Annotated in this window: 20 protein-coding genes and 4 tRNA genes; 10 read left to right on the forward strand and 14 right to left on the reverse strand. The window is 32.2% G+C overall.

Going from position 1 to position 21,316, the window contains the following annotated elements; all coding sequences use genetic code 11:
• Window positions 1–156 precede the first annotated feature (156 nt).
• Genes FBF22_RS08240 through rsmA form a run of 3 tightly spaced genes read right to left on the reverse strand, consistent with a single transcriptional unit; the run spans window position 157 to window position 3,717 of the window.
• Window positions 157–918 carry a pseudouridine synthase gene (locus tag FBF22_RS08240; RefSeq protein WP_002853086.1) on the reverse strand — a complete coding sequence of 254 codons (762 nt, stop codon included), beginning with the start codon at window positions 916–918 and terminating at the stop codon, window positions 157–159.
• A gap of 35 nt (window positions 919–953) precedes the next feature.
• A complete protein-coding gene (locus FBF22_RS08245) occupies window positions 954–2,948 on the reverse strand; it encodes a ribonuclease J (protein ID WP_079264877.1) in 1,995 nt (664 codons plus the stop codon).
• Window positions 2,917–3,717: a 16S rRNA (adenine(1518)-N(6)/adenine(1519)-N(6))-dimethyltransferase RsmA gene (rsmA, locus tag FBF22_RS08250; RefSeq protein WP_002860133.1), complete on the reverse strand. Its 801-nt coding sequence runs from the start codon at window positions 3,715–3,717 to the stop codon at window positions 2,917–2,919. The genes FBF22_RS08245 and rsmA overlap by 32 nt, the downstream gene beginning before the upstream one ends.
• Before the next feature lie 80 nt (window positions 3,718–3,797).
• Here rsmA and FBF22_RS08255 point away from each other — a divergent pair, with 80 nt between their 5' ends.
• From FBF22_RS08255 to FBF22_RS08265, 3 genes are read left to right on the forward strand one after another with little or no spacing between them, the layout of a single operon-like run.
• Complete coding sequence (locus FBF22_RS08255; protein WP_002884199.1) at window positions 3,798–4,334, forward strand: hypothetical protein; 537 nt, start codon at window positions 3,798–3,800, stop codon at window positions 4,332–4,334.
• A 22-nt stretch (window positions 4,335–4,356) separates the two neighbouring features.
• The gene (gene rlmN, locus FBF22_RS08260; protein WP_052777722.1) at window positions 4,357–5,427 is read left to right on the forward strand and encodes a 23S rRNA (adenine(2503)-C(2))-methyltransferase RlmN; all 1,071 of its coding nucleotides are present in this window, start codon (window positions 4,357–4,359) and stop codon (window positions 5,425–5,427) included.
• Window positions 5,424–5,522 carry a hypothetical protein gene (locus tag FBF22_RS08265; RefSeq protein ID WP_002867513.1) on the forward strand — a complete coding sequence of 33 codons (99 nt, stop codon included), beginning with the start codon at window positions 5,424–5,426 and terminating at the stop codon, window positions 5,520–5,522. The genes rlmN and FBF22_RS08265 overlap by 4 nt, the downstream gene beginning before the upstream one ends.
• 13 nt (window positions 5,523–5,535) lie before the next feature.
• On the opposite strand, the gene FBF22_RS08270 is transcribed toward FBF22_RS08265, so the two are convergent.
• A tRNA-Met gene (locus FBF22_RS08270) sits at window positions 5,536–5,612 on the reverse strand.
• Between the two features lie 135 nt (window positions 5,613–5,747).
• On the opposite strand from FBF22_RS08270, the gene FBF22_RS08275 reads away from it, so the two are divergent.
• The 5 genes from FBF22_RS08275 to FBF22_RS08295 all read left to right on the forward strand — a co-directional run bounded on the left by FBF22_RS08275 (window position 5,748) and on the right by FBF22_RS08295 (window position 7,757).
• Window positions 5,748–5,835, forward strand: a tRNA-Ser gene (locus FBF22_RS08275).
• A 113-nt stretch (window positions 5,836–5,948) separates the two neighbouring features.
• On the forward strand, window positions 5,949–6,905 hold the full coding sequence (locus tag FBF22_RS08280; RefSeq protein ID WP_002884197.1) for a glycosyl transferase family 90: 957 nt from the start codon (window positions 5,949–5,951) through the stop codon (window positions 6,903–6,905).
• A 139-nt stretch (window positions 6,906–7,044) separates the two neighbouring features.
• A tRNA-Ala gene (locus tag FBF22_RS08285) sits at window positions 7,045–7,120 on the forward strand.
• 3 nt (window positions 7,121–7,123) lie between these two features.
• Window positions 7,124–7,199, forward strand: a tRNA-Val gene (locus tag FBF22_RS08290).
• Between the two features lie 27 nt (window positions 7,200–7,226).
• Window positions 7,227–7,757 carry a GNAT family N-acetyltransferase gene (locus FBF22_RS08295; RefSeq protein ID WP_002867511.1) on the forward strand — a complete coding sequence of 177 codons (531 nt, stop codon included), beginning with the start codon at window positions 7,227–7,229 and terminating at the stop codon, window positions 7,755–7,757.
• Here the strand turns inward: FBF22_RS08295 and leuD are convergent.
• From leuD to leuA, 4 genes are read right to left on the reverse strand one after another with little or no spacing between them, the layout of a single operon-like run.
• Window positions 7,737–8,339 carry a 3-isopropylmalate dehydratase small subunit gene (gene leuD, locus FBF22_RS08300; RefSeq protein WP_002884196.1) on the reverse strand — a complete coding sequence of 201 codons (603 nt, stop codon included), beginning with the start codon at window positions 8,337–8,339 and terminating at the stop codon, window positions 7,737–7,739. The two genes, FBF22_RS08295 and leuD, sit on opposite strands and share 21 nt — an antisense overlap.
• A gap of 1 nt (window position 8,340) precedes the next feature.
• Window positions 8,341–9,753 (reverse strand): 3-isopropylmalate dehydratase large subunit, encoded by a 1,413-nt coding sequence (gene leuC / locus FBF22_RS08305; protein WP_074471020.1) that lies wholly within the window; start codon window positions 9,751–9,753, stop codon window positions 8,341–8,343.
• A complete protein-coding gene (gene leuB / locus FBF22_RS08310; protein WP_070299414.1) occupies window positions 9,740–10,816 on the reverse strand; it encodes a 3-isopropylmalate dehydrogenase in 1,077 nt (358 codons plus the stop codon). The genes leuC and leuB overlap by 14 nt, the downstream gene beginning before the upstream one ends.
• On the reverse strand, window positions 10,813–12,348 hold the full coding sequence (leuA, locus tag FBF22_RS08315) for a 2-isopropylmalate synthase (protein WP_032587519.1): 1,536 nt from the start codon (window positions 12,346–12,348) through the stop codon (window positions 10,813–10,815). The genes leuB and leuA overlap by 4 nt, the downstream gene beginning before the upstream one ends.
• 319 nt (window positions 12,349–12,667) lie before the next feature.
• Here leuA and FBF22_RS08320 point away from each other — a divergent pair, with 319 nt between their 5' ends.
• The gene (locus FBF22_RS08320) at window positions 12,668–13,297 is read left to right on the forward strand and encodes a hypothetical protein (RefSeq protein ID WP_002853105.1); all 630 of its coding nucleotides are present in this window, start codon (window positions 12,668–12,670) and stop codon (window positions 13,295–13,297) included.
• 35 nt (window positions 13,298–13,332) lie between these two features.
• Here the strand turns inward: FBF22_RS08320 and FBF22_RS08325 are convergent, their stop codons facing one another.
• Window positions 13,333–13,977 carry an outer membrane beta-barrel protein gene (locus FBF22_RS08325; RefSeq protein ID WP_002860141.1) on the reverse strand — a complete coding sequence of 215 codons (645 nt, stop codon included), beginning with the start codon at window positions 13,975–13,977 and terminating at the stop codon, window positions 13,333–13,335.
• Between the two features lie 137 nt (window positions 13,978–14,114).
• A complete protein-coding gene (gene queF / locus FBF22_RS08330; protein ID WP_002779368.1) occupies window positions 14,115–14,498 on the reverse strand; it encodes a preQ(1) synthase in 384 nt (127 codons plus the stop codon).
• Between the two features lie 159 nt (window positions 14,499–14,657).
• Here queF and FBF22_RS08335 point away from each other — a divergent pair, with 159 nt between their 5' ends.
• Window positions 14,658–15,257 carry an NAD(P)/FAD-dependent oxidoreductase gene (locus FBF22_RS08335; protein WP_002793587.1) on the forward strand — a complete coding sequence of 200 codons (600 nt, stop codon included), beginning with the start codon at window positions 14,658–14,660 and terminating at the stop codon, window positions 15,255–15,257.
• A 4-nt stretch (window positions 15,258–15,261) separates the two neighbouring features.
• On the opposite strand, the gene metA is transcribed toward FBF22_RS08335, so the two are convergent.
• The 4 genes from metA to ruvC form a co-directional block, all read right to left on the reverse strand.
• Entirely contained in the window at window positions 15,262–16,143 is an 882-nt protein-coding gene (metA, locus tag FBF22_RS08340) for a homoserine O-succinyltransferase (protein ID WP_002783526.1), read from the reverse strand.
• An 83-nt stretch (window positions 16,144–16,226) separates the two neighbouring features.
• Window positions 16,227–17,498: an O-acetylhomoserine aminocarboxypropyltransferase/cysteine synthase gene (locus FBF22_RS08345; protein WP_002905731.1), complete on the reverse strand. Its 1,272-nt coding sequence runs from the start codon at window positions 17,496–17,498 to the stop codon at window positions 16,227–16,229.
• Between the two features lie 424 nt (window positions 17,499–17,922).
• Window positions 17,923–20,535, reverse strand: a complete 2,613-nt coding sequence (flgE, locus tag FBF22_RS08350) for a flagellar hook protein FlgE (protein ID WP_002899189.1) — start codon at window positions 20,533–20,535, stop codon at window positions 17,923–17,925.
• A gap of 203 nt (window positions 20,536–20,738) precedes the next feature.
• Window positions 20,739–21,221: a crossover junction endodeoxyribonuclease RuvC gene (gene ruvC / locus FBF22_RS08355; protein ID WP_072221431.1), complete on the reverse strand. Its 483-nt coding sequence runs from the start codon at window positions 21,219–21,221 to the stop codon at window positions 20,739–20,741.
• Between the last annotated feature and the right edge of the window lie 95 nt (window positions 21,222–21,316).

Consider the following 21,316-nt stretch of genomic DNA (forward strand, 5'->3'; position numbering starts at 1 on the left):
AATTTATAAAAATTGAAATGAGAGTATATAAAATCTTGTTTTCAAAGTCAAGGAATTTGATGAAATTTTTCTATTATTTTCCTTTTAAAAAGGATAAAAATAGAATTTTTAGAATTTAAAAATTATCATTATTTTTTAAATTTTTGTATATAATGGTCAATATCTTATTTCATTAAATTTTAAAAAATCTCTTAATTTTTCATATTCGCCATTTTCTAAATAACGATGTTTTCCCGCCTTCAACATACCAAGATCTAAAGCCCCAAAAGCAACACGCTTAAGATCCATGACTTCAAGATCAAAATGTCCAAAAAAGCGTCTAAGCTCTCTATTTTTACCTTCATTTATAACCACTCTAAGCTTAGTATAGCCTCCACTTGATCCAAAAATTTCAAAGTCTATAAAAGGAGCAAAACTCATAGAGGTAATTTTAGTTTTTGCATGTGCGCCTTTTTTTTCATTTTTAATCTCAAGTCCATTTTGCATGGCTTCGATGACTTGTTTGCTCACCGTGCCTTTAACTTTAAGGTAGTATTCTCTTTCTAAATCGCTATGCATTAAAGCATCGGCAATCACAGGAGAATCTGTAAGCAAAAGTAAGCCTTCACTTGCATAATCCAGCCTACCTACGCTAAGCCAAGTACTAAATTGTCTTGGCAAGGTATCATATATAGTTTTTCTTCCACGATCGTCTTTTTTACTGACAATTTCACCTTTTTGTTTATGGTAGATTATCACGCTAAATTGCGTTCTTTTTTGTACTCTTTTACCTTTAACAAAAACTTTATCATCAAATTTAACTTCATCGCTTAAAAGGGCAATTTTGTTGTTTATTTTTACTAAGCCTTGTTTGATAAGTTCATCGGCTTCACGGCGTGAATAGCGGGTGTTATGGGATATAAATTTATTAATTCTCATTTGATCTTCCTTAAAAAGGGCGTTTTTGCCCTTTTTTACATTACAAAAATAGTTGGAACTATGGTTGGGTATTTTTTAATCTTTCTAAAGATGTGTTTTCTTAAAACTTGACGGATTTGATTTTCTAAAAATCTTGGATCATTGAGTACTTCATCTTTAACATTGATGAAAAATTGTCCTAAAACTTCAGCCATATCTTTGCTAAAAGCATGATCGTGTTTGTCAGCTACTAGCCCATAGCTAAATACTCTTGGTTTGTTGATCAGTGTTTTTGTAGCTTTGTCAATTTGTGCGATAATAACTACTATACCACTATCTGCAAGTTTTTGGCGATCTATAACTACATCATCGGCGATTTGTTTGTTGATTTGATTATCTACAAAAACTTTACCTGTTTTTACGGTTTTTATGCGTTTGACATATTTTTGGCAAAGTTCTACTTGATCGCCATCACTCATAAGATAAATATTTCTTTCAGGGATACCGCACTTCATCGCTGTTTCTTTGTGTTTGGTGATGTGATTGTATTCTCCATGAACTGGTAGGAAAAATTTAGGCTTAGTAAGGGTTAGCATAAGCTTTTGCTCTTCTATACTAGCGTGTCCGCTTACATGAATTTCACTAAATTCTTGATACGCTACTTTAGCTCCTGCTTTTAAAAGATAGTCAAGCACCGCAGAAACACTTGCTTCATTTCCTGGTATGGCTTTAGCTGAAATAATCACTTGATCTGTAGGTTTGATTTTTATAAATTTATGCTCATCAGTTGCCATTCTATAAAGTGCACTCATGGTTTCGCCTTGACTTCCTGTAGTTACGATAAGCACTTCATTGTCTTTATATTTGCTTACTTCATCAGCATCGATGAAAATTTTTCTATCAAGTTTGATGTAGCCTAATTCCATAGTGGTATAAAGATTTCTTTCCATAGAACGACCGATCACACAAACTTTTCTACCGTATTTTAAACCATAAGTGATAGCTTGATAAACGCGGTGGATATTAGAACTAAAAGTACTCATGATCACCCTACCCTTAGTACGCGCAAAAATTTGATCAAAAGTTGGCCCTACAGAGCTTTCACTTTTTGTATAACCTTCTTTATAAGAATTTGTACTATCACTTAAAAGACATAAAACTCCTTCTTCTCCATAATGTGCCAAACGTCCTAAGTCTGTTGGATAGCCATCGATTGGAGTTTGATCGATTTTAAAATCACCTGTGTGGATAATCGTTCCTGCTTTTGTTTTGATCGCAAGTGCTGAAGCATCAATGATAGAATGCGTGATGTGGATCCACTCTATATCAAATTCACCTATTTCATAAACTTTGCGTTTTTCTACAGGACGAAACCATTTGCGTTCTGCTTTTAAGCCATGTTCTTCAAATTTGTTTGAAATCATTCCTAAAGCCAAAGGCGTAGCGTAGATAGGAAATTGAAATTCTTTAAAAAAATAAGGCACCGCACCGATATGATCTTCGTGTGCATGAGTGATCACTATACCACGAATTTTATCTTTAATTTTTCTTACATAGTCAAAATCAGGGATGATGATATCTACCCCATGCATAGTTCCATCAGGAAAACTCATACCTATATCTACTATAATTGCGTCTTTATTGGTTTCAAAAACACTGATATTTCCACCAATTTCTCCTAAGCCCCCTAAAGGAGTGATGCGGATTTTATGCTCGCTAGAATTATTATATTTTAAAGGGTGTAAGCGGTTTTCATGTGAAACACGGTTAGCTTCTATGCATTCTGCAAGAGCGATTTGCCAATCTTCATTACCTGTGAGTTTTGAAGGAAGATTGCGATTTTTCTTCTTTTTTTTCTCAGTTTTATTTTCTGAGTTTTCAGAATTTTCCTTGTTGGAATTTTGATCAATTTTTGGAGTATCATTTTCATTTTGCAAAGAATCAGCTAATTTTTTTCTACGATTTTTATATTTATAGCGTTTATTGTTTTTTGAATTTGAGTTCGGATTTTGTTCGTTTTTATTTATCTCTTTGTTTTCGTCCATATTCATCCTTTAATTTGTCATAAATTTTAAGGTATAAATCAACGCAAATTTCATGTGGTCTGATGTTTTCTTTTAAGCCAAGAGTGCTTAAAACTTCTAAAACTTTTGCTTTATATGTTTTTAAATTTCCTAAGAGTTGTTTTCTAGGAGCTTTAAAACAATCTTTTAGAAAATTTTTGAAATTTTCTATTTCGCAAAGTTCATCAAAATCCTTAGTTTTAATCAAACTCATCACCGCTGACATAACTTTTGGTGGAGGATTAAAACATTGTGGATCAACATCAAAAAGTATTTTTCTTTCGCAAATCATTGCACTTAAAACACCTAAGGAAGAAAACTCACTATTTCCTTCTTTAGCGCAGAATTTTTCAGCCATTTCCCTTTGTACCATTACAATAAGCCCTAGACAATTTTTATCTTCTAAAGCTTTTAATATAATGTGACTTGCAACATAATAAGGCAAATTTGCAACCAAAAAATATGGTTTTTCATCAAGACTAGGATTAAAAGCTTCGCTTGCATCTTGATGGATCAAGTTAAATTTTCCACATTCAAGTTCTTTTTGAAATTTCTTTTTTAAAATAGGTATGAGATCATTATCGATTTCATAAGCTTTTACTTGAGAAATTTTTAAAAGCTCTTGCGTTAAATCACCTAAGCCAGGCCCAATCTCAATGATATTGTTCATCTCTTTGGGTATGGCTTGGATGATTTTTGCTAATACGCTTTTATCGATTAAAAAATTTTGTCCGTATTGTTTTTTTGCTTTAACCATAAGAAATAATTTTATCTAAAAATTCTTAATTAAGTCTTTTTAGGTAGAATTATTTTTTGTAAAATTTCATAAGGATCAAAATGATTGTTTGTGCGGGTGGAAATGAAAATTTTTCTTTTGCAAAAGCTATAGGCATAGGTTTGGTTGAATCAGCTTTTCATTTGAGTCAACTTTGCTTCAAAGAAAAACCATCAAAACTTATATTTATAGGAACTTGTGGGCTTTATGATAAGGGAGGGATTTTAGAAATTTATAGAAGTTCGCACGCTTTTAATGTAGAATTTTCTAAAATTTCACATGCATTTTATACTCCTGCAAAATATGAAATTTGCTTAGAAAAAGAAAATGTTTCTCGTGAAACAATAAAAATCAATTCTTCAAATTATATTTGTCAAAATTCAAAAGCAGCAAAAGAATTTTCAAAATTAGGTTTTTTTGCAGAAAATATGGAAGCCTTTTCTGTTTTGAGCGTAGCTAAAAATTTAAATATTGATGCAGAGTGTATTTTGTGTGCAACAAATTTTTGCAATGAAAACGCTCACGAAGATTTTATAAAAAATCATCAAAAGGCAAAAGAAAAATTAGAAGAATACTTAAAAAAATATCATTATATTTAAAAATTCAAAAAGGAAAATAATTTTGAAAGAGCTTGTTAATATTTTAGATTTTTTACCTGAAGAATTAGGAGAAAAAATCAAACCGATGTTTCGCGTGAAACAAATTTATCAATGGATTTATCAAAAATACGCCAATAATTTTTCCGATATGTCAAATTTACCAAAAGATCTACGTTTAGAACTTGTGCAAAATTTTCATTTCTCTCCTGTAAAATGTGTTAAAAATGAGCAAAGTAAAGATGGAAGTATAAAATATCTTTTTGAACTCGTTGATGGTTTAAGGATAGAAAGTGTGCTTTTGCCTATGAAAGAAGAAAAAATAGACGCAGAAGGCAAAAGAATCTCTCATGCGAGATATACTATCTGTGTTTCTTCTCAAGTGGGTTGTAAAAGTGGATGTAGTTTTTGTCTTACTGCCAAGGGTGGCTTGAAAAGAAATTTAAGTGCAGGGGAGATAGTCGGACAAATTTTATGGATCAAAAAACAAAACAATATCCCTTATGAACGCCGTATAAATATAGTATATATGGGTATGGGCGAGCCTTTGGATAATCTTAAAAATGTTTCTAAAGCGGTAAAAATTTTAGCACAAAATGAGGGGCTTGCCATAAGTCCCCGCCGTCAAACCATCAGCACTAGTGGTTTAGCAAAACAAATCAAAGAATTAGGTCAAATGAACTTAGGTGTTTTACTTGCTATATCATTGCACGCGGTTAATGATGAGCTTCGAACCGAACTTATGCCTATCAATAAAGCTTATAATATCGCTGCGATTATGGATGCGGTGCGTGAATTTCCTATAGATCAAAGAAAAAGAGTGATGTTTGAATATCTTTTAATTGATGGTATCAATGATAAGCTTGAACACGCTAAAGAATTAGTCAAGCTTTTAAATGGTATTAAAGCCAAAGTAAATTTAATACTTTTTAATCCACATGAAGGAGGTTTATATAAACGCCCTAGTTTAGAAAACGCGATTAAATTTCAAGATTTACTCAGCAATAAAGGTGTAACTTGTACTATAAGAGAAAGTAAAGGGCTTGATATCTCAGCTGCTTGTGGACAGCTTAAAGAAAGGGCAAAAGAACAATGACAATGCTAGATATTTTTGAAATCATTTTTATAACAGCTGTTGTAATTATAGGTTTTGGTGGAATTGTTTTTGTAGTAACAAAAGAAAAAAAATAATTATTACACTTAATGGTGTCAAGGGGGAGACTTGAACTCCCGACCTCCGGCTTATGAGACCAGCGCTCTAACCAGCTGAGCTACCCTGACTAAAAATAAAAATATAATTATACTACTTTTTACTAAAAATTTTCTGATTTTTAAAAAAAATAATTTTATTTTCAATATTTAAAAAATTTCTTTATTTTTAAAGCTTTTATAGATATAATAAACGCTTTATTTCATAGACAGGTGTCCGAGCGGTTGAAGGAGCACGCCTGGAACGCGTGTAAAGTGCAAGCTTTCGAGGGTTCAAATCCCTTCCTGTCTGCCATTCTTATTTTTAATATTTAAAATACTATTGTTTTGTCAAAAGTTATTTTATTGTTTATAAATTCTTAAATTTTTGATAAAATATTAAAAATTTTATTTATTAGGTTTTTTATAATGCTACAATCAAGACTTTTGATGAATTTAAGAGGAATAGGAATATCTTTTATACCAAGATATTTTTTTCAAATAAATTTAGATAAAATTTTTAATGATATTTTAAAATACAATATTAAAGACTTAGAAGAAATACAAACTCGAGTTAAATATTATAATCAAATAAATGAATTTTTTACACCTACAGCAAAGGAAAAAATAGGAAAATTTCCTTTTAAAAGCACCTCTTATGCTTTTGATGCTTATGAAGTCAGTAAATACTTCAAAGATGAATTTTTATGGAATAAAGAATTTGGCGATGTAAGACATACTTTTAAAGAAGCAACTATTTGCAAATCGAGATCTTTGGAAAATAATATAAATAATATTTTATTAAAACTTGATAAAAATAGGCACTTTTGCTTTTTAAAAGATAACATAAACTATGAAAATAAAAAGGATATAGCAATATTTAGAGGAGCAGTATATCAAAATCATCGAAAAGAATTTTTTGATTCTTATTTTGGTAGAACTTTTTGCGATATAGGAGATACTTCAAAACAACCTAGCCAATGGAAAAAAAACTTTTTAAACAAAAAAGAACAAATGAAATATAAATTTATAATTTCTTTAGAGGGTAACGATGTAGCAAGCAACTTAAAATGGGCTATGAATTCTAATTCTTTAGTTTTAGCTCCAAAAATAACTTGCGAAACTTGGTTTATGGAAGGAACTTTAAAACCAAATTATCACTTTGCTTTGATTGATAATGAGAATTTGTCAGCAGTAATTGAATATTTTAAAAGTCGCCCAAAAGATGCATTGGAAATTATTAATAATGCTCATCAATATATTAAGAAATTTTTAGATAAGAAAAAAGAATTCCATATAGGAATTTTGGTTTTGACCAAATATTTTTATTATTCTAGACAACTTGAACTTAACAAAAAAAGAGATATTTTAGAATTAATCAAATAGTAAAATTACTCTCATTAATTCTCTAATTTTTCATAAAAAATAAATCTTTTTATACATATATTACATCATAAATTAAAAATTTGATTTTAGTTTTCAGCCAAAAACAAGTAATATTGCGATAAAATCTCAGACTTATAAAGGGGCATTAGCTCAGCTGGGAGAGCACAACGCTGGCAGCGTTGGGGTCAGCGGTTCGAACCCGCTATGCTCCACCATATGGTTCCGTAGCTCAGCTGGTAGAGCACTACCTTGACATGGTAGTGGCCGTTGGTTCAAGTCCAATCGGAGCCACCATCACCCTTCCTTATACAAAGGATTATCATGCAAAACACTATCATACAAAAAGCCGTCAATAAAGATTTAAATTCTATACTTGAAATCACAAAAGATGCTTTAAATGCTATGAAAGCTATGAATTTTCACCAATGGGATGAGAATTATCCCAATGAAATAGTTTTTCAAGAAGATATACAAGCACAAGAACTTTATGTGTTTAAAGAAAATGATGAAATTTTAGGCTTTATCTGTATCAATGAAAAATTTGAACCTGAATTTTACAAACAAGTTATTTTTAACAAAAATTATGATGATAAAGCCTTTTATCTACACCGTTTAGCTGTCAAACAAAATGCAAAAGGCAAAGGCGTGGCACAAAAACTTTTAAATTTTTGCGAAAATTTTGCCTTGGAAAATCACAAGGCAAGTTTAAGAGCAGATACTCATAGTAAAAATTTTCCTATGAATTCGCTTTTTAAAAAGCTTGATTTTAATTTTTGTGGAAACTTTGACATACCTAATTACCAAGATCCTTTTTTAGCTTATGAAAAAATTCTAAACCAAAAAGCTTTTTGAGTTTTTTTCATAGGCTTTGATTTGTGCTTCATGTTTTAAAGTTAAAGCTATATTATCAAGTCCTTCCAAAAGACAAATTCTGTGAAAATCATCTAAATCAAAAGAAAAAATCTTATCTTTAAAAAATACTCTTTTTTCCAACAAAGAAATTTCTATATTTTTATCTTGGGATTTTTTTAACTCATCAACTATTTCCAAAACCTCATCTTTAGCAAGTTCTATAGTGAGCAAACCGTTTCCTAAGGCATTGTTTTTAAAAATATCCGCAAAAGAAGGTGCGATAATAGCTCTAATACCATAATCAATCAAAGCCCAAGGCGCATGCTCTCTTGAAGAGCCACTACCAAAATTTTCAAAACTCACCAAAATAGAGCTATTTTGATATTCTTTTTTATTGAGATTAAAATCCATATTTAAAACATTTTCTTTATCATCTAAATAACGCAAATCATGGAACAAATGCTTGCCAAAACCTTGCTTAGACACTGCAAGTAAAAATTGCTTAGGTATAATTTGATCTGTGTCTATATTGGCATATTCTAAAGGACAAGCTATACCTTTATGTATAATAAATTTTTGCATATTAAACTCCTAAATACTTTCTATTATCACAAATAACACCTTCTATGGCACAAGCTGCCGCACTTGCAGGACTCATCAAATGAGTGATAGAACCTTTACCTTGTCTGCCTACAAAGTTACGATTTGAAGTTGAAGCAACTCTTTGACCTGAATTTGCTTTGTCATCATTCATACCAAGACACATAGAACACCCTGCATATCTCCACTCACACCCTGCCTCGATAAAAATCTTATCAAGTCCTAAATTTTCAGCTTCTTTTCTTACTTGCATTGAACCAGGCACAATTAAAGCTTTAACATTTTTATGAATTTTGCGCCCTTTTAAGATATCAGCGGCTATTTTAAGATCTTCTAAACGCCCATTTGTGCAAGATCCTATAAATACAATGTCGATTTTTACCCCTTCTATAACTTGATCTTGCTCTAAATTTACATAATATAAAGCATCAAACAAAGATTTTTGCTCGCTTTGATTTTTAAAATCACTTATTTTTGGAATTTTTTCATCTATGCCAATCACTTGCGAAGGATTTGTTCCATAGCTAATTTGTGGTTTTATCTTGCTTACATCTAGAGTAATACTCTCATCATATTTTGCTCCTTCATCACTTCTTAAACTCTTCCAATACTCACAATACTTTTGAAATTCTTCTCCTTTAGGTGCAAATTCCTTTCCCTTAATATACTCAAAAGTGATCTCATCAGGAGCTATCATACCTACTTTCGCTCCAAATTCTATAGCCATATTACAAAGAGTCATTCTAGCTTCCATACTTAGATTTCTTATAAGTTCTCCGCAAAATTCTATAGCATAGCCTGTGCCTTTTGCTGTGCCGTATTGTGCGATCAAATACAAAATCAAATCCTTAGCATAAACGCCTTTTTGAAACTGCCCTTTACATTCGATTTTCATAGTTTTAAGTTTGGCTTGTTTTAAAGTTTGCGTTGCCATGACATGCTCTACTTCACTCGTGCCTATACCAAAGGCTAAAGCTCCAAAAGCCCCATGTGTTGCCGTATGAGAATCCCCACAAACTAAAGTAACCCCAGGTAAAGTAAAGCCAAGCTCAGGACCTACTATATGAACTATGCCTTGATTTTTATCTCCAAGTCCTAAAAGCCTTACTCCAAATTCCTTAGTATTTTGCATCAAAGTTGTAATTTGCTCTTTTGCCATATCAGAACAAGCATTTAAATCCACGCTTTTAGTTGAAACATCATGATCTATGGTAGCCAAAGTTAAATCCGCTCTTGCCATTCTACGCTTAGCCATTTTAAGCCCTGAAAATGCTTGAGGGCTTGTTACTTCATGGATTAAATGTCTATCGATATAAAGTATAGGAAGTTCGTTTTTGCCTTCATAAACCACATGAGCATCAAAGACTTTCTCATATAAAGTTTTAGCCATTATTATTCTCCTTTAAAATTTCTAAAATACAATCCCCCATTTCATCGGTATTTAAATACGACTTAGCATTTAAATCCTTAGTCATTTTTCCTTGTGCCAATGCCAAAGATATAGCATTTTCTATATCCTGTGCGGCTTGTTCTTCTTTGAAACTATACTTTAACATCAAAGCCGCACTTAAAATTTGAGCTATGGGATTAGCTATATTTAAATGAGCTATATCAGGTGCACTTCCACCTGCTGACTCATAAAGTCCAAAACCTTTATCGTTTAAACTTGCTGAACTTAACAAACCCAAAGATCCATTAATGGCAGCTAACTCATCGCTCAAAATATCACCAAAAAGATTTGAACAAAGCATAACATCAAAAATGCTAGGATTTTTTACAATCTGCATCGCAGCATTATCCACATACATGTACTCTAAGTTTATATCTTGATAATCTTTTGCAACATTTGCCACCACTTCTCGCCACAAAATAGAACTTGCTAAAACATTCGCCTTGTCGATTAAATGCACTTTTTTCTTTCTTATTCTTGCACTTTCAAAAGCGATATGAGTTATTCTTTCTATCTCTTTTTTAGTGTAAATTTCAGTATCATACGCACTTTCTTTGCCTAAATCTTGCTTACCAAAATAAATCCCACCTGTAAGCTCTCTAACACATAAAATATCCACTCCTTTTTGGATAATCTCATTTTTTAAAGGTGAAGCATGAGTTAAACTTTCATAAATTTTACAAGGACGCAAATTTGCAAACAAATTAAAATGCTTTCTTAAAGGCAAAAGCGAGGCTCTTTCAGGTCTTTGATCTATGGGCAAATTATCCCACTTAGGCCCACCCACAGAGCCAAATAAAATCGCATCACTTTGCTCACAAAGCTTTAAAGTTTCATCACTTAAAGCCACTCCATAAGCATCTATACTTGCACCGCCTATTTTAGCTTCATTAAATTCAAAACTAAAATTGTATTTTTGTGAGATAAAAGTTAAAATTTTTAAAGCTTCTTTCATCACCAAAGGCCCTATGCCATCTCCTGCTAAAACAGCTACTTTATAAGTTTTCATGCCATTTTCCTTTCTTCTACTTTTAAAGAGCGATAAATCGCATTGTAAGCACTCACAAAAGCTTGTGCTGAAGCTTCTATAACATCTGTTGAAAGTCCTTTTCCATGGAATTTTCTCCCTTTAAATTCCAAATCCACATCCACTTGCCCTTGAGCATCTACTCCTGAACTTTTTGCATTGATACTATAAGCTTTTAACACAGGCTTTAAATTTGTTATCCTAGCAATGCAGTTAAAAACTGCTTCAACAGGACCATTTCCTGTGCAAGCTTCAGTTTTTAGCTCTTCTTTGATACGCATACAAACACAAGCGGTTGGGATATTGCCACTAATCACGCTTAATTTTTCAAGTATAAATTCATTTTCTTCTTCATTTTCATAGCTTAAAAACATCAAAGCTTCCAAATCATAATCATATACTTGACCCTTTTTATCCGCAAGGCGTAAAAAACGCTCATAAACATCATCTAAATTATAAGTATTTTCATCATAGCCTAAATTTTCAAGGCAAGTTTTTATCATAGCCCTTCCACTTCTTGCCGTCATTAACATACGATTGTCATGAATTCCTATGGCACTAGGGCTTATGATCTCGTAAGTTTGCCTATTTTTAAGCACTCCATCTTGATGAATGCCTGAACTATGAGAAAACGCATTGCTACCCACTATAGCTTTATGCGAAGGTATGCTTTCATTAGTGATAGCTGAAACTAATTTTGAAGTTTTAAAGATATTTTCACATTTAATATCAGTATAAAAACCTTTTAAATAATCTTTCCTAGTTTTTATCGCCATAACCACTTCTTCTAAAGCACAATTGCCCGCCCTTTCGCCAAGTCCATTTATAGTGCACTCTATCTGTCTTGCACCTTGTAAAATAGCACTTAAGCTATTGCCCGTTGCCATACCTAAGTCATTGTGACAATGCACAGAAATGATAGCTTTGTCTATATTTGGCACTTTGTTAAATAAAATTTTGATGATATTAGCAAATTCACTTGGCAAGGTATAGCCTACGGTATCTGGGATATTTATAGTTTTAGCGCCTGCTTTTATCGCATTTTCCACCATAAAACAAAGATTATCTATCGGAGTTCTTCCTGCATCTTCGCATGAGAATTCTACATCATCAGTATAAGATCTTGCTCTTATAATCGCTCTTTTTGCCATAGACAAAATTTCATCAAAATCTTTTTTTAATTTATCTTGCATATGCAAAGTCGAAGTGGCTATAAAAGTATGAATTCTAAAATGCTTTGCCACTTTTAAAGCTTCATAAGCCATATCTATATCTTTATCCAATGCTCTAGAAAGTGCACAAATAGTTGAGTTTTTAACCTTAGAAGCGATCTTTTGCACCGCTTTAAAATCCCCTTGTGAAGATACCGGAAAACCTGCTTCTATAACGTCTACGCCTAAATTTTCAAGCGCTAAAGCGATTTGTAATTTTTGATTGATACCCAAAGAACTGCCTAAAGCTTGTTCTCCATCTCGCAAAGTGGTATCAAAGATTATGATTTTATTATCTTTCATGATTTAATCCTTTAAAACCAAACAGACTGAATGAATTAAAAATTCAAAAACTTAACAACAATGATAAAAAATTAAAAATGTAAAAAATGATTAAAAATAAAATTGAGTTTTAGAGTGAGAGTTGCAGTAGCAGATTAAAAGTATTGTCTTTACTTTTTTGTTGGACTGAATTTGAAATTTCAAAAATTTGTTTCATCTTTTCCTCCTTTGTTAAAATTAATACTTAATGTATCATATTTTTAGTAAATGTGTTTGTAAAATTCTTAAATTAAGAAAATTATTGATATAATTGTAATTTTAAGTAACAAAAAGGAAGTTGATGTTAAAAGAACTCTTAGAGATTAAAAAAGAAATGGAACCTGTTATCCACGAAGCCAATGTGAAATTAAATGTCCTAGCTCGTGAAGTCATAGTCCGAAAAAAAGAATACGAAATTTATGGGCCTATGGTAGATCGTGTTTATCTTGATAATGCCATTTATGTTAAAGTTATGTCAAGTGGACGCGATGTAAAAACAGACAATGTGACTATAAAAAATGGTTTTTATATGGTTTTTGTTGCCCCTGAAAAAGAAAGTACAAAAGATATCAAAAATAAACTCAAAGTAGCTTATGAAGGACTTGATAACAAATTTATCGCTACACTTATACGATCTTGCCAACGCTTTAAAGAGATCATAAACAAAACCCAAGCTACACTTGCTAAAGCTTCTAAAATGAATGTGGTAGTAAAAACGAATTTAGGTGAAGCAAGTGCTGCTCTAAAATTTAACATCACTATAGAATATACTAAAGAGAATCAAAAACTCACTCGTGAAAATTCAAAATCAGCAGGAAGTTTCAGAGATACTAAAACTTATATCAATCTTGTAGTAGAAAAAAATACAGATTCTCAAATTTGTGAAAAACTACTTGATGATGTTGAAAAATACTTTATCGGTGGAGGTTGATTTCATTAATGCAAGTTATAAAAACTTGCATTAGATTAAAATTTATAATTATATCCTAAATATACACCATAATTTGTTTGTTTAGGATCGTAAAAGTTTGAACCCACTTTATTTTGATAAAAATTTCTAGAATTATAATGAATTTGCTCTGCTTTAAAGCCTAATTCTATTTCATTATGTGATGTCAAATCATATAAAGCACCTATTTTCGCTCCATAAAAATAACCGTCAAAATTTTGCGACAAAGATAAAAAGCTTGTTTTTAAGGTAAGATCTGTTCTTGCATATCCTCCATACACACCTAAAACAGCTCTGGTTTTTTCAAAAAGCTTAGGAGTAAAATCATAACCTGTTAAAAATTTATGTGTAGTAAAATCACCTTCGATTTGAATTTTAGGAGTTTTGATAAAATCACTAAATTCATCAGAATAATTATAACCAGCATAAATTCTATGATTTTCATTTAGACGATATCCAAGTTTTAGACCAAACGATGGTATATTACCTGAAATATCTCCATTAAAATTTTGCTTTGTATTCTTATGTTTTAACTCACTTTTTACTTGAGCATGCATCCAAGCTGCATCAGCACCTATAAAAAAACCAGAATTCTCATCTGCTAAAGCCAAATTTGAAAACAAAGTAGCACTTGCGATAATGCTTAATAATTTTTTATTCATAACCTAACTCCTTATAATAAAATTCGATCTAAAAAATTTAGATCTTTTTATATTATATATTCTTCAAAGATTAAATAAGAATTTTTTATAAAATACTTAATCTTTACATAAAAATATGTTAATATTTTACTCAAATATTATTTTGGCACTACCATATCACTGCGACATTCTATCACTGTGTGCACATTTCCGCGTGGATTAAAATCCCCTACCACCTTAATCCATTTTGGCTTGAGCTTATCTTTTAAGGTATTATAAATTTCATTGATGCTTGCTTCATGTGAAACATTTCTATGCATAAAAGTATTGATATAAAGTTTTATCGCTTTAAGTTCAACCACAAATTGATCAGGTATATACTCAAGATAAATCGTCGCAAAATCAGGATAACCCGAACGCGGACAACAACACATAAATTCAGGTAAAGTGATTTTTATAATATAATCATTCTTCGCATCATTAGGCCAAATTTCCATATTTTCTACATCAAATTCTTTAATTTCTTTTTCACCATAACGCATGAGCTTTCCTTATTGAAAATTTTTAGAAAATTATATAAAAAATTACTTTTAGAGCAATTGAAAAATAAACATTTTTAACAAATTGTATAAAAAAGATCGATATTAGATTAAATAAAGCTTTTTATACTAGAATAAGACAAATTTTTAAAAAGGAAAAAAATGAGAAAATCAATTGCAATTATAGGCGGTAGCATCGCAGGACTTAGCGCGGCTTTATTTTTCGCTTCAGCTAAAAATGAAGAACTTGACTTTGATATCACTGTTTTTGATGAGGGTAAAGCAGATTTAAAAGCAGCAGCAATTTACAATGTTCCTTTTTTCCCAAAAGGTGCAAAAGCAGATGAAATTTACACTCATATAAAAGCACAAATTGCTTCTATGCTCGAAGTAAAATACATCGATTCAAAAGTAGTAAGCATAAGCGGAGAAAAAGGAGATTTTACTGTTAATGATGAGCAAGGCTTGGGTATAAAAGCAGATTATATCATCGTAGCAACAGGGGCAAACAAAAGCGATATCAAAGAACTTGAAGATTTTGTAATACCGCATGAGCTTATGCCAAAACCAAACAAATTTTGCTTCAAACATCACGGGAGACAGATTATCAAAGAAGGAATTTACGCAGCAGGACTTGCTTCAGGTGTTACGACTATGGTAGCTTGCGCGATGGGAAGTGCCAATGAAGCAGCTTGCGCGATTTTAAGCGATATCAAAGGTGCAGTAAGCGTATATCACGATACCCCTACTACAAGAAATTAAATCATCAAAGCACAAAAGGTGTGCTTTGATACACATCATAATTGAGCCAATTTGCAAAGATGGTGTTCGCATTTGAACGCCAATTGTATTTTATATTGCCCTTTTTATCATAATAATTTTTAGCTTTTTGTATGAAATTATCTCTTACATATTCTTGATGTAAAGTCTCTTTAAAATATTCCAAATGCCCTAAAATAAAAATATTCTTTTCATCTCTTAATAAAGCCGAACCGATTTTTTTATTTCTAAGCAAAATTTTTAATTTCCCTTGTTTTTGTAGTGCTAAAATTTGCTCTTCATCCATGCTAGAATGTCTTGAATGAGGCATTAAAACCTTTTCATCTAAATTTGTTAAAAGCAGATCAGGCGAAACTTTATCATGCTTATAGACTCCAAAAATTTTCTTATCTAAAGAGATTTTATCCACGCCATAAAAGTATTTTAAAGCAGCCATGGCACCCCAACAAATATACATAGAACTTGTTACATTTTGCTTTAAAAAATCAAAAATTTCTAGCAATTCTTCCCAGTAAGCAACCTTTTCAAAATCCATTTGTTCCACAGGAGCTCCCGTAACGATAGCACCGTCAAATTTATGTTTTTTAACCTCTTCAAGACCCTTGTAAAATTTTTCCAAATGAGTAAAAGGAGTATTTTTACCCACATAGCTAGTCGTGGCTAAAAGTGTGATATTTACTTGCAAAGGAGAATTTGCAAGTAAGCTTAGAATTTGATTTTCTGTTTCAATTTTTTTTGGCATAAGATTGACAATCAAAATTTCTTGCGGCCTGATATCTTGATGCTTTGCTCTCCTTAATCCCATGATAAAAGCATGCTCTTTTAAAAGCTCATAAGCGGGTATATTTTCTGGAATAATCAGTGGCATTTTTTCTCCTTTATTTAATAAACCTTATTTATGATAAAGCATGGTGGAATTTTTATCTCATTCCACTCAATGCAAACACACTTTTAACTTTCTATAGCTTGTTTTAAATCCGCTATCAAATCATCGCTATTTTCAAGTCCTATGCTTAAGCGTATAGTAGCTTTCGTAATGCCTGCTTTTTGGAGTTCTTCTTCGCTTAGTTGCGAATGAGTAGTAGAAGCAGGATGGATGATCAAAGACTTGCTATCACCCAAATTTGCAGCAAGTAAGAAAAGTTGAGTTTTATCACAAATTCTTCTAGCATGCTCATAATCTTTAGCTTCAAAGCTTAAAAGCCCGCTAGCAAAATTTTTATCAAAATATTTTTTAAATAAATTATGATAAGCATTACTTGCTAAAGTAGGATAATTTACGCCCTTGATATCAGGATGAGAATTTAAAAAATTCGCAACTTTTTCAGCATTTTGACTGTGTTTTTCTATACGCACTGCCAAGGTTTCAAGTCCTTGTAAAAGTAACCAAGCATTTTGAGGTGCTAAGCTAGCTCCTAGATCTCTAAGCCAAGTGATGATGACTCTAATACTAAAAATCGGCAAATCAAGTGTATTTAAATTCAGTCCATGATAACTTGGATCAGGAGTGTTAAAAGCTTTATATCTATCGTTATTTTTAAGCAAGTCGTTTAAATCTTTTCTTTCTATAAGTGCTCCACCCAAAGCAGTGCCTTGACCGCTTACATATTTACTTAAACTATGCACGATTACATCCACGCCATGTTTAAAAGGTTGGAGTAAGAAAGGAGTAGCAACGGTATTATCACAAATGCTAACGATTTTATGTTTTTTTGCTATTTGGTTTATTTTTTCTATATCAGCTATGGCAATTTGAGGATTTGAAAGACTTTCGAAAAAAATCGCTTTTGTGTTTTGATCTATAACTTTTTCCAAGCTATCTAAATCATCGATATCAAATTCCCTAGCTTCTATGCCAAAATTTTTAAGTGTGTGAGAAATTAAAGTTTGAGTCCCACCATAAATTTTGTTCGAATACGCGACATTATCTCCCGAACTTGCTAAATTGATAAGAGCATAAAAACAAGCTGCCATACCGCTAGTAACAGGAATTCCAAAAGCCCCTCCTTCGATATTAGCAAGTCTTTGTCCTAAAACATCGCTTGTAGGATTGCTAAGTCTTGAGTAAATATTGCCAAGTTCTTGAAGATTAAACCTTGCTGCAGCTTGATCCAAATTTTCAAAATTATACGCAGTGTTTTGATATATAGGCACACTAATACTTCTTTGAGTATCAAAATTATAAGCTCCGTGTAATGCTAAAGTTTCTTTATTGAAATTCATTTTTTATCCTTATTGTGTCAATGAAAAAATGTTAAAAAGCTTTTTATCGGCTTTAAACTAGGCTATTTGAAAATGTAAATTTATAGAATATGAGTATATACGAGCAGATTAAGCGTGCCAAGCACGCATACAGAAAGAAGAAAGCATTAAGTTAAAACTAATATAAGACATTTTTTCTCCTTTCTAAAAAATTATTGATTATTCTATCTTTAAAAAATAAAATTAAAATTAAATTTTAAAAAATTTATATCACATTGCTTAAAATTTTATTGCAACTCACCCCTAGCAAGAGTGAGTTAGCAATAAATTGAAGGCAGTTCAAGCCTAAGCCTAGTATTACAAGACTACCAAGATAGGCTTGTAAAGCAAGGCTTGCTCCCTTAAGGGAGCAAAAAACAATATTTTATAGAATACTAAGCTTAAATTATTGTTTAAGCTGGATTAGAGTTTGAAGCATTTGATCACTCGTTGAAATGGTTTTTGAATTTGCTTGATAACCTCTTTGAATGATAATAAGCTCTGTTAAAGAACGACTTAAATCCACATTTGACATTTCAAGAGCTGAGGTTTTCATCTCACCACGACCTCCTGTTCCTGCTTCGCCTACTACGATATTACCACTATTTGCAGTGACTTTAAAAAGATTTCCACCAATTTCCTCAAGACCTGAGTTATTTGCCACTGAAGCCATTGCTATTTTTGCCACAGCGAAGGTTTTACCATTGGTAAATTCACCTAAGATATTACCTTTGTCATCCACACGGATAGCATCAGGTTTTAAGTTACCTGAAGTATAACCATCAGTTGCCTGTCCTGTTAGAGTTGAAGCAGAATTTGAGCTTACAAGGCCGTCATTGCTTCCACTTGTTCCAAAGGAAAGTTTGATTTGTTGATTTGGTGCGGCACCATTATTTGGTGAAAAATTTATCGTTCTTGGATTATAATTTGACAAAGATCCATCATTATTAAATCTTGCTGTTCCTACGATGATATTGTTTGGTCCTTCGCCTGTAGTGTTAATCTCTGCAGGTTCTGGCACACGGATAATCATCTGCCATTCATTACCCCCATCTTGAGTGGTACTTTGCTTAACAAACTGCACTTCTAAAGTATGTTTTGAACCTAAGGAATCATAAATTTCAAGTCCTGCTGAAAAAGCAGAAAGTTTTAGAAGTTCACTTTGCTTAACCTGATTGCCTGCAGGGAAAGAACCATCAAGTCCTTTAAAGATTTTAGTAAAAGCATCATTAGTGCTTACTGTTCCTCTTTCATCTGTATAAGCAGTGATATTGAAATTCATATTATGAGAGCCAAAAGTCAATGCTCCCTGACCTGTAACAAGTGTTGGACTATTTGAAGTTTCATTAACATTTGTAAGAGAAAAAGCTCCTGAAGAATTTACTACAACTTTAACATTTTCATTGACATCTGCTGCAGCAAAAGTTCCACTTCCATCATAATCAACCCCATATCTAGCATCTCTTTGTAAAAGCTCTCTTAAATCTTCGGTAGTGTGAAAAGTCCTTATATTGGTATTTAATAAAGAACCATTCATTACTGCATTATAATAATTTTGCGAACCTATAGTAGCAGCATCTGTACCATTCCAAGTAGGGGGATTACCTGGTGTACCTGGAATATAATTAAAACCTCCATCGGGATTATACATAGGAGGAAGAGTTTGAGGCGAAGAACTATAGATATATTTATGCGCTGTTATTATTTGGGCATTTGCTGGACCTGTAAATTGAATTTGGGTAATTGGCCCGGGAGCAGGTGGAGCTGGAGTCAAATTCTGTCCAGTAGCAGTCCATAAAGAAGAACCATTTTTATTAATAGCAGGCTGCTGACCACCGTTACCTTGGTTAAAACTAAATGTTTGAGTATTATTATTCCATACAGCATTCCAAAGTTCACCTGCTGTATTGTTAGCATTAACTACAAGATTGATATTTTTCATATTATCTGTAGTGCCATCGGCATTATCATTGACAAAATCTATACCCGAGCCATCTGCATTTTTAACCGCTCTTACTCCTGTTCCCTCTCTTGCATCCGTTGGTGCGGTAAAGGTATTGATATAAGCGATAGCCTCATCTATACTACCTATAGTATCATTTTGAATAACAACTCCATTAATCACTATATCTAATCTTGTCTTTTGATTACCATTACCCCAAAAAGCAGCAGTTTGATTTTGTTGTAAATTTGAATTAAAAGCATTATAACCTAAAGAATTTGTAGAATATTTAGCATCCGCATAAGATACCCAAATCCCTTGTCCATCTCTTAAATTTAAACCCTGTCCATTAGCATTAAAAAGTGATCCCGCATCCACACCCTTTTCCGTCACTTCTACAGCATTTTTAGAAGTCGTATAAAACTGAGTGGTTCCTGTATCATTTTCATCTTTAGTTTCACCTGTTTTTTGATTAAAACCATGCACAGAATCAAGAGAATACAAAGGACGACTTGCTGTTCCTATATTTAAACCACTATTTAAATTCGCTTTGATGGCTACTTCTGTGGATTTTGCTGCAGGGATATGCATACCGGGATCGATAAAAATATTTTGCGGAGTTCTTGAGCTATCTATACTTTGAGTATCCCAGTTGATATTCCACCCTTGGACAACAAAACCTGCATTATTAACAAAATTTCCATAAGCATCGAGTTTAAAATCCCCGCTCCTTGTAAGATAGTTTGTAAGACCACCATCATCACTAACCATAAAAAAACCATCACCATTTATAGCAACGTCAGTGTTTTTATCTGTGGTTTGAACTGAACCTTGAGAATGAATTCTAGTTGTAGAACTTACTGAAACGCCAAGACCGATTTGAAGTGGATTAGATCCACCTCTTCCATCAGTTGGAGCTGTAGCGATTTTCACAGTTTGGCTAAACATAGTCCCAAAATCTGCACGGGAGTATTTAAAACCAGTGGTATTAACATTTGAAATGTTATTACCTTCAACATCCATCGCAACTTGATGTGCTTGTAGTCCGCTTACGCCAGACCAAAGTGATCTCATCATCTTAAATCCTTTATAAAATATTGCTTTAAAAAATTTAACGCTTTGGCTTTAAAAAACTTTTGCGTTTATGTGAAGTTTACAAGCAAGTTCTGTTCCAACTTTTGAAATTTTTTATGAATTTTTTAAAAATTTATAGAAAAAATTTAAAGGTATTTTGGGAGTTTATGAAGCTTTGGGCTTTTGTGTAATGAAAATTACCAAAATCACACCCTAACTCTTAAATTTGCTGCATGGGTTAAAGCCACTGCGATAGCATCTGTGATATCCAAAGGCTTGATATCTTTACTAAGTCCTAAAAGCCTTTTTACCATAAAAGCAACTTGTTCTTTAGTTGCTTTGGCTTTTCCTGTAACGGCTTTTTTTACTTGTAAGGGAGTGTATTCTGCAAAGTCTCCATGAATTTGAAGAATTTTTAAAGATAGGGCTCCACGAAATTGTGCGAGTTTTAAAACGGTTTTTGGATTGTAAGCAAAAAAGATATCTTCTATAGCCACCTCATCAAAAGAATGATTTTTAAAAATCAAGTCCAAACCCTCGCAAAGCTCTGTGATTTGATACTGTAAGGTACTTAGCTTTATCTTTATAAGTCCTGCTTCTATGAGAATGTTTTTTCCTTTGTTGGCTTCTATGATAGCATAACCACAATTTCTCGAACCTGGATCTATACCTAAAATTTTCAAATTCATACCTTTTGAAAAATAAAATACAAAAGCGGATTTTAACCTTTTTTTATAAAATTTAAGATAAAATTTATACATTATGCAAAATTTAAAGAGAGATT

This window comes from Campylobacter sp. CFSAN093260, assembly GCF_012890095.1.
Lineage (GTDB): Bacteria > Campylobacterota > Campylobacteria > Campylobacterales > Campylobacteraceae > Campylobacter_D > Campylobacter_D jejuni.

What these genes read in the sequence shown, in the direction of transcription:
- FBF22_RS08255 (WP_002884199.1), top strand. Translation starts at nt 3,798, where the DNA reads ATGATTGTTTGTGCGGGTGGAAATGAAAATTTTTCTTTTGCAAAAGCT.
- leuA (WP_032587519.1), bottom strand. Translation starts at nt 12,348, where the DNA reads ATGAAAGATAATAAAATCATAATCTTTGATACCACTTTGCGAGATGGA.
- FBF22_RS08320 (WP_002853105.1), top strand. Translation starts at nt 12,668, where the DNA reads ATGTTAAAAGAACTCTTAGAGATTAAAAAAGAAATGGAACCTGTTATC.
- ruvC (WP_072221431.1), bottom strand. Translation starts at nt 21,221, where the DNA reads ATGAATTTGAAAATTTTAGGTATAGATCCAGGTTCGAGAAATTGTGGT.
- flgE (WP_002899189.1), bottom strand. Translation starts at nt 20,535, where the DNA reads ATGATGAGATCACTTTGGTCTGGCGTAAGCGGACTACAAGCACATCAA.
- rsmA (WP_002860133.1), bottom strand. Translation starts at nt 3,717, where the DNA reads ATGGTTAAAGCAAAAAAACAATACGGACAAAATTTTTTAATCGATAAA.
- FBF22_RS08325 (WP_002860141.1), bottom strand. Translation starts at nt 13,977, where the DNA reads ATGAATAAAAAATTATTAAGCATTATCGCAAGTGCTACTTTGTTTTCA.
- FBF22_RS08280 (WP_002884197.1), top strand. Translation starts at nt 5,949, where the DNA reads ATGCTACAATCAAGACTTTTGATGAATTTAAGAGGAATAGGAATATCT.
- queF (WP_002779368.1), bottom strand. Translation starts at nt 14,498, where the DNA reads ATGCGTTATGGTGAAAAAGAAATTAAAGAATTTGATGTAGAAAATATG.
- leuB (WP_070299414.1), bottom strand. Translation starts at nt 10,816, where the DNA reads ATGAAAACTTATAAAGTAGCTGTTTTAGCAGGAGATGGCATAGGGCCT.
- FBF22_RS08265 (WP_002867513.1), top strand. Translation starts at nt 5,424, where the DNA reads ATGACAATGCTAGATATTTTTGAAATCATTTTTATAACAGCTGTTGTA.
- FBF22_RS08245 (WP_079264877.1), bottom strand. Translation starts at nt 2,948, where the DNA reads ATGAATATGGACGAAAACAAAGAGATAAATAAAAACGAACAAAATCCG.
- metA (WP_002783526.1), bottom strand. Translation starts at nt 16,143, where the DNA reads ATGCCACTGATTATTCCAGAAAATATACCCGCTTATGAGCTTTTAAAA.
- FBF22_RS08240 (WP_002853086.1), bottom strand. Translation starts at nt 918, where the DNA reads ATGAGAATTAATAAATTTATATCCCATAACACCCGCTATTCACGCCGT.
- FBF22_RS08295 (WP_002867511.1), top strand. Translation starts at nt 7,227, where the DNA reads ATGCAAAACACTATCATACAAAAAGCCGTCAATAAAGATTTAAATTCT.
- leuD (WP_002884196.1), bottom strand. Translation starts at nt 8,339, where the DNA reads ATGCAAAAATTTATTATACATAAAGGTATAGCTTGTCCTTTAGAATAT.
- FBF22_RS08345 (WP_002905731.1), bottom strand. Translation starts at nt 17,498, where the DNA reads ATGAATTTCAATAAAGAAACTTTAGCATTACACGGAGCTTATAATTTT.
- FBF22_RS08335 (WP_002793587.1), top strand. Translation starts at nt 14,658, where the DNA reads ATGAGAAAATCAATTGCAATTATAGGCGGTAGCATCGCAGGACTTAGC.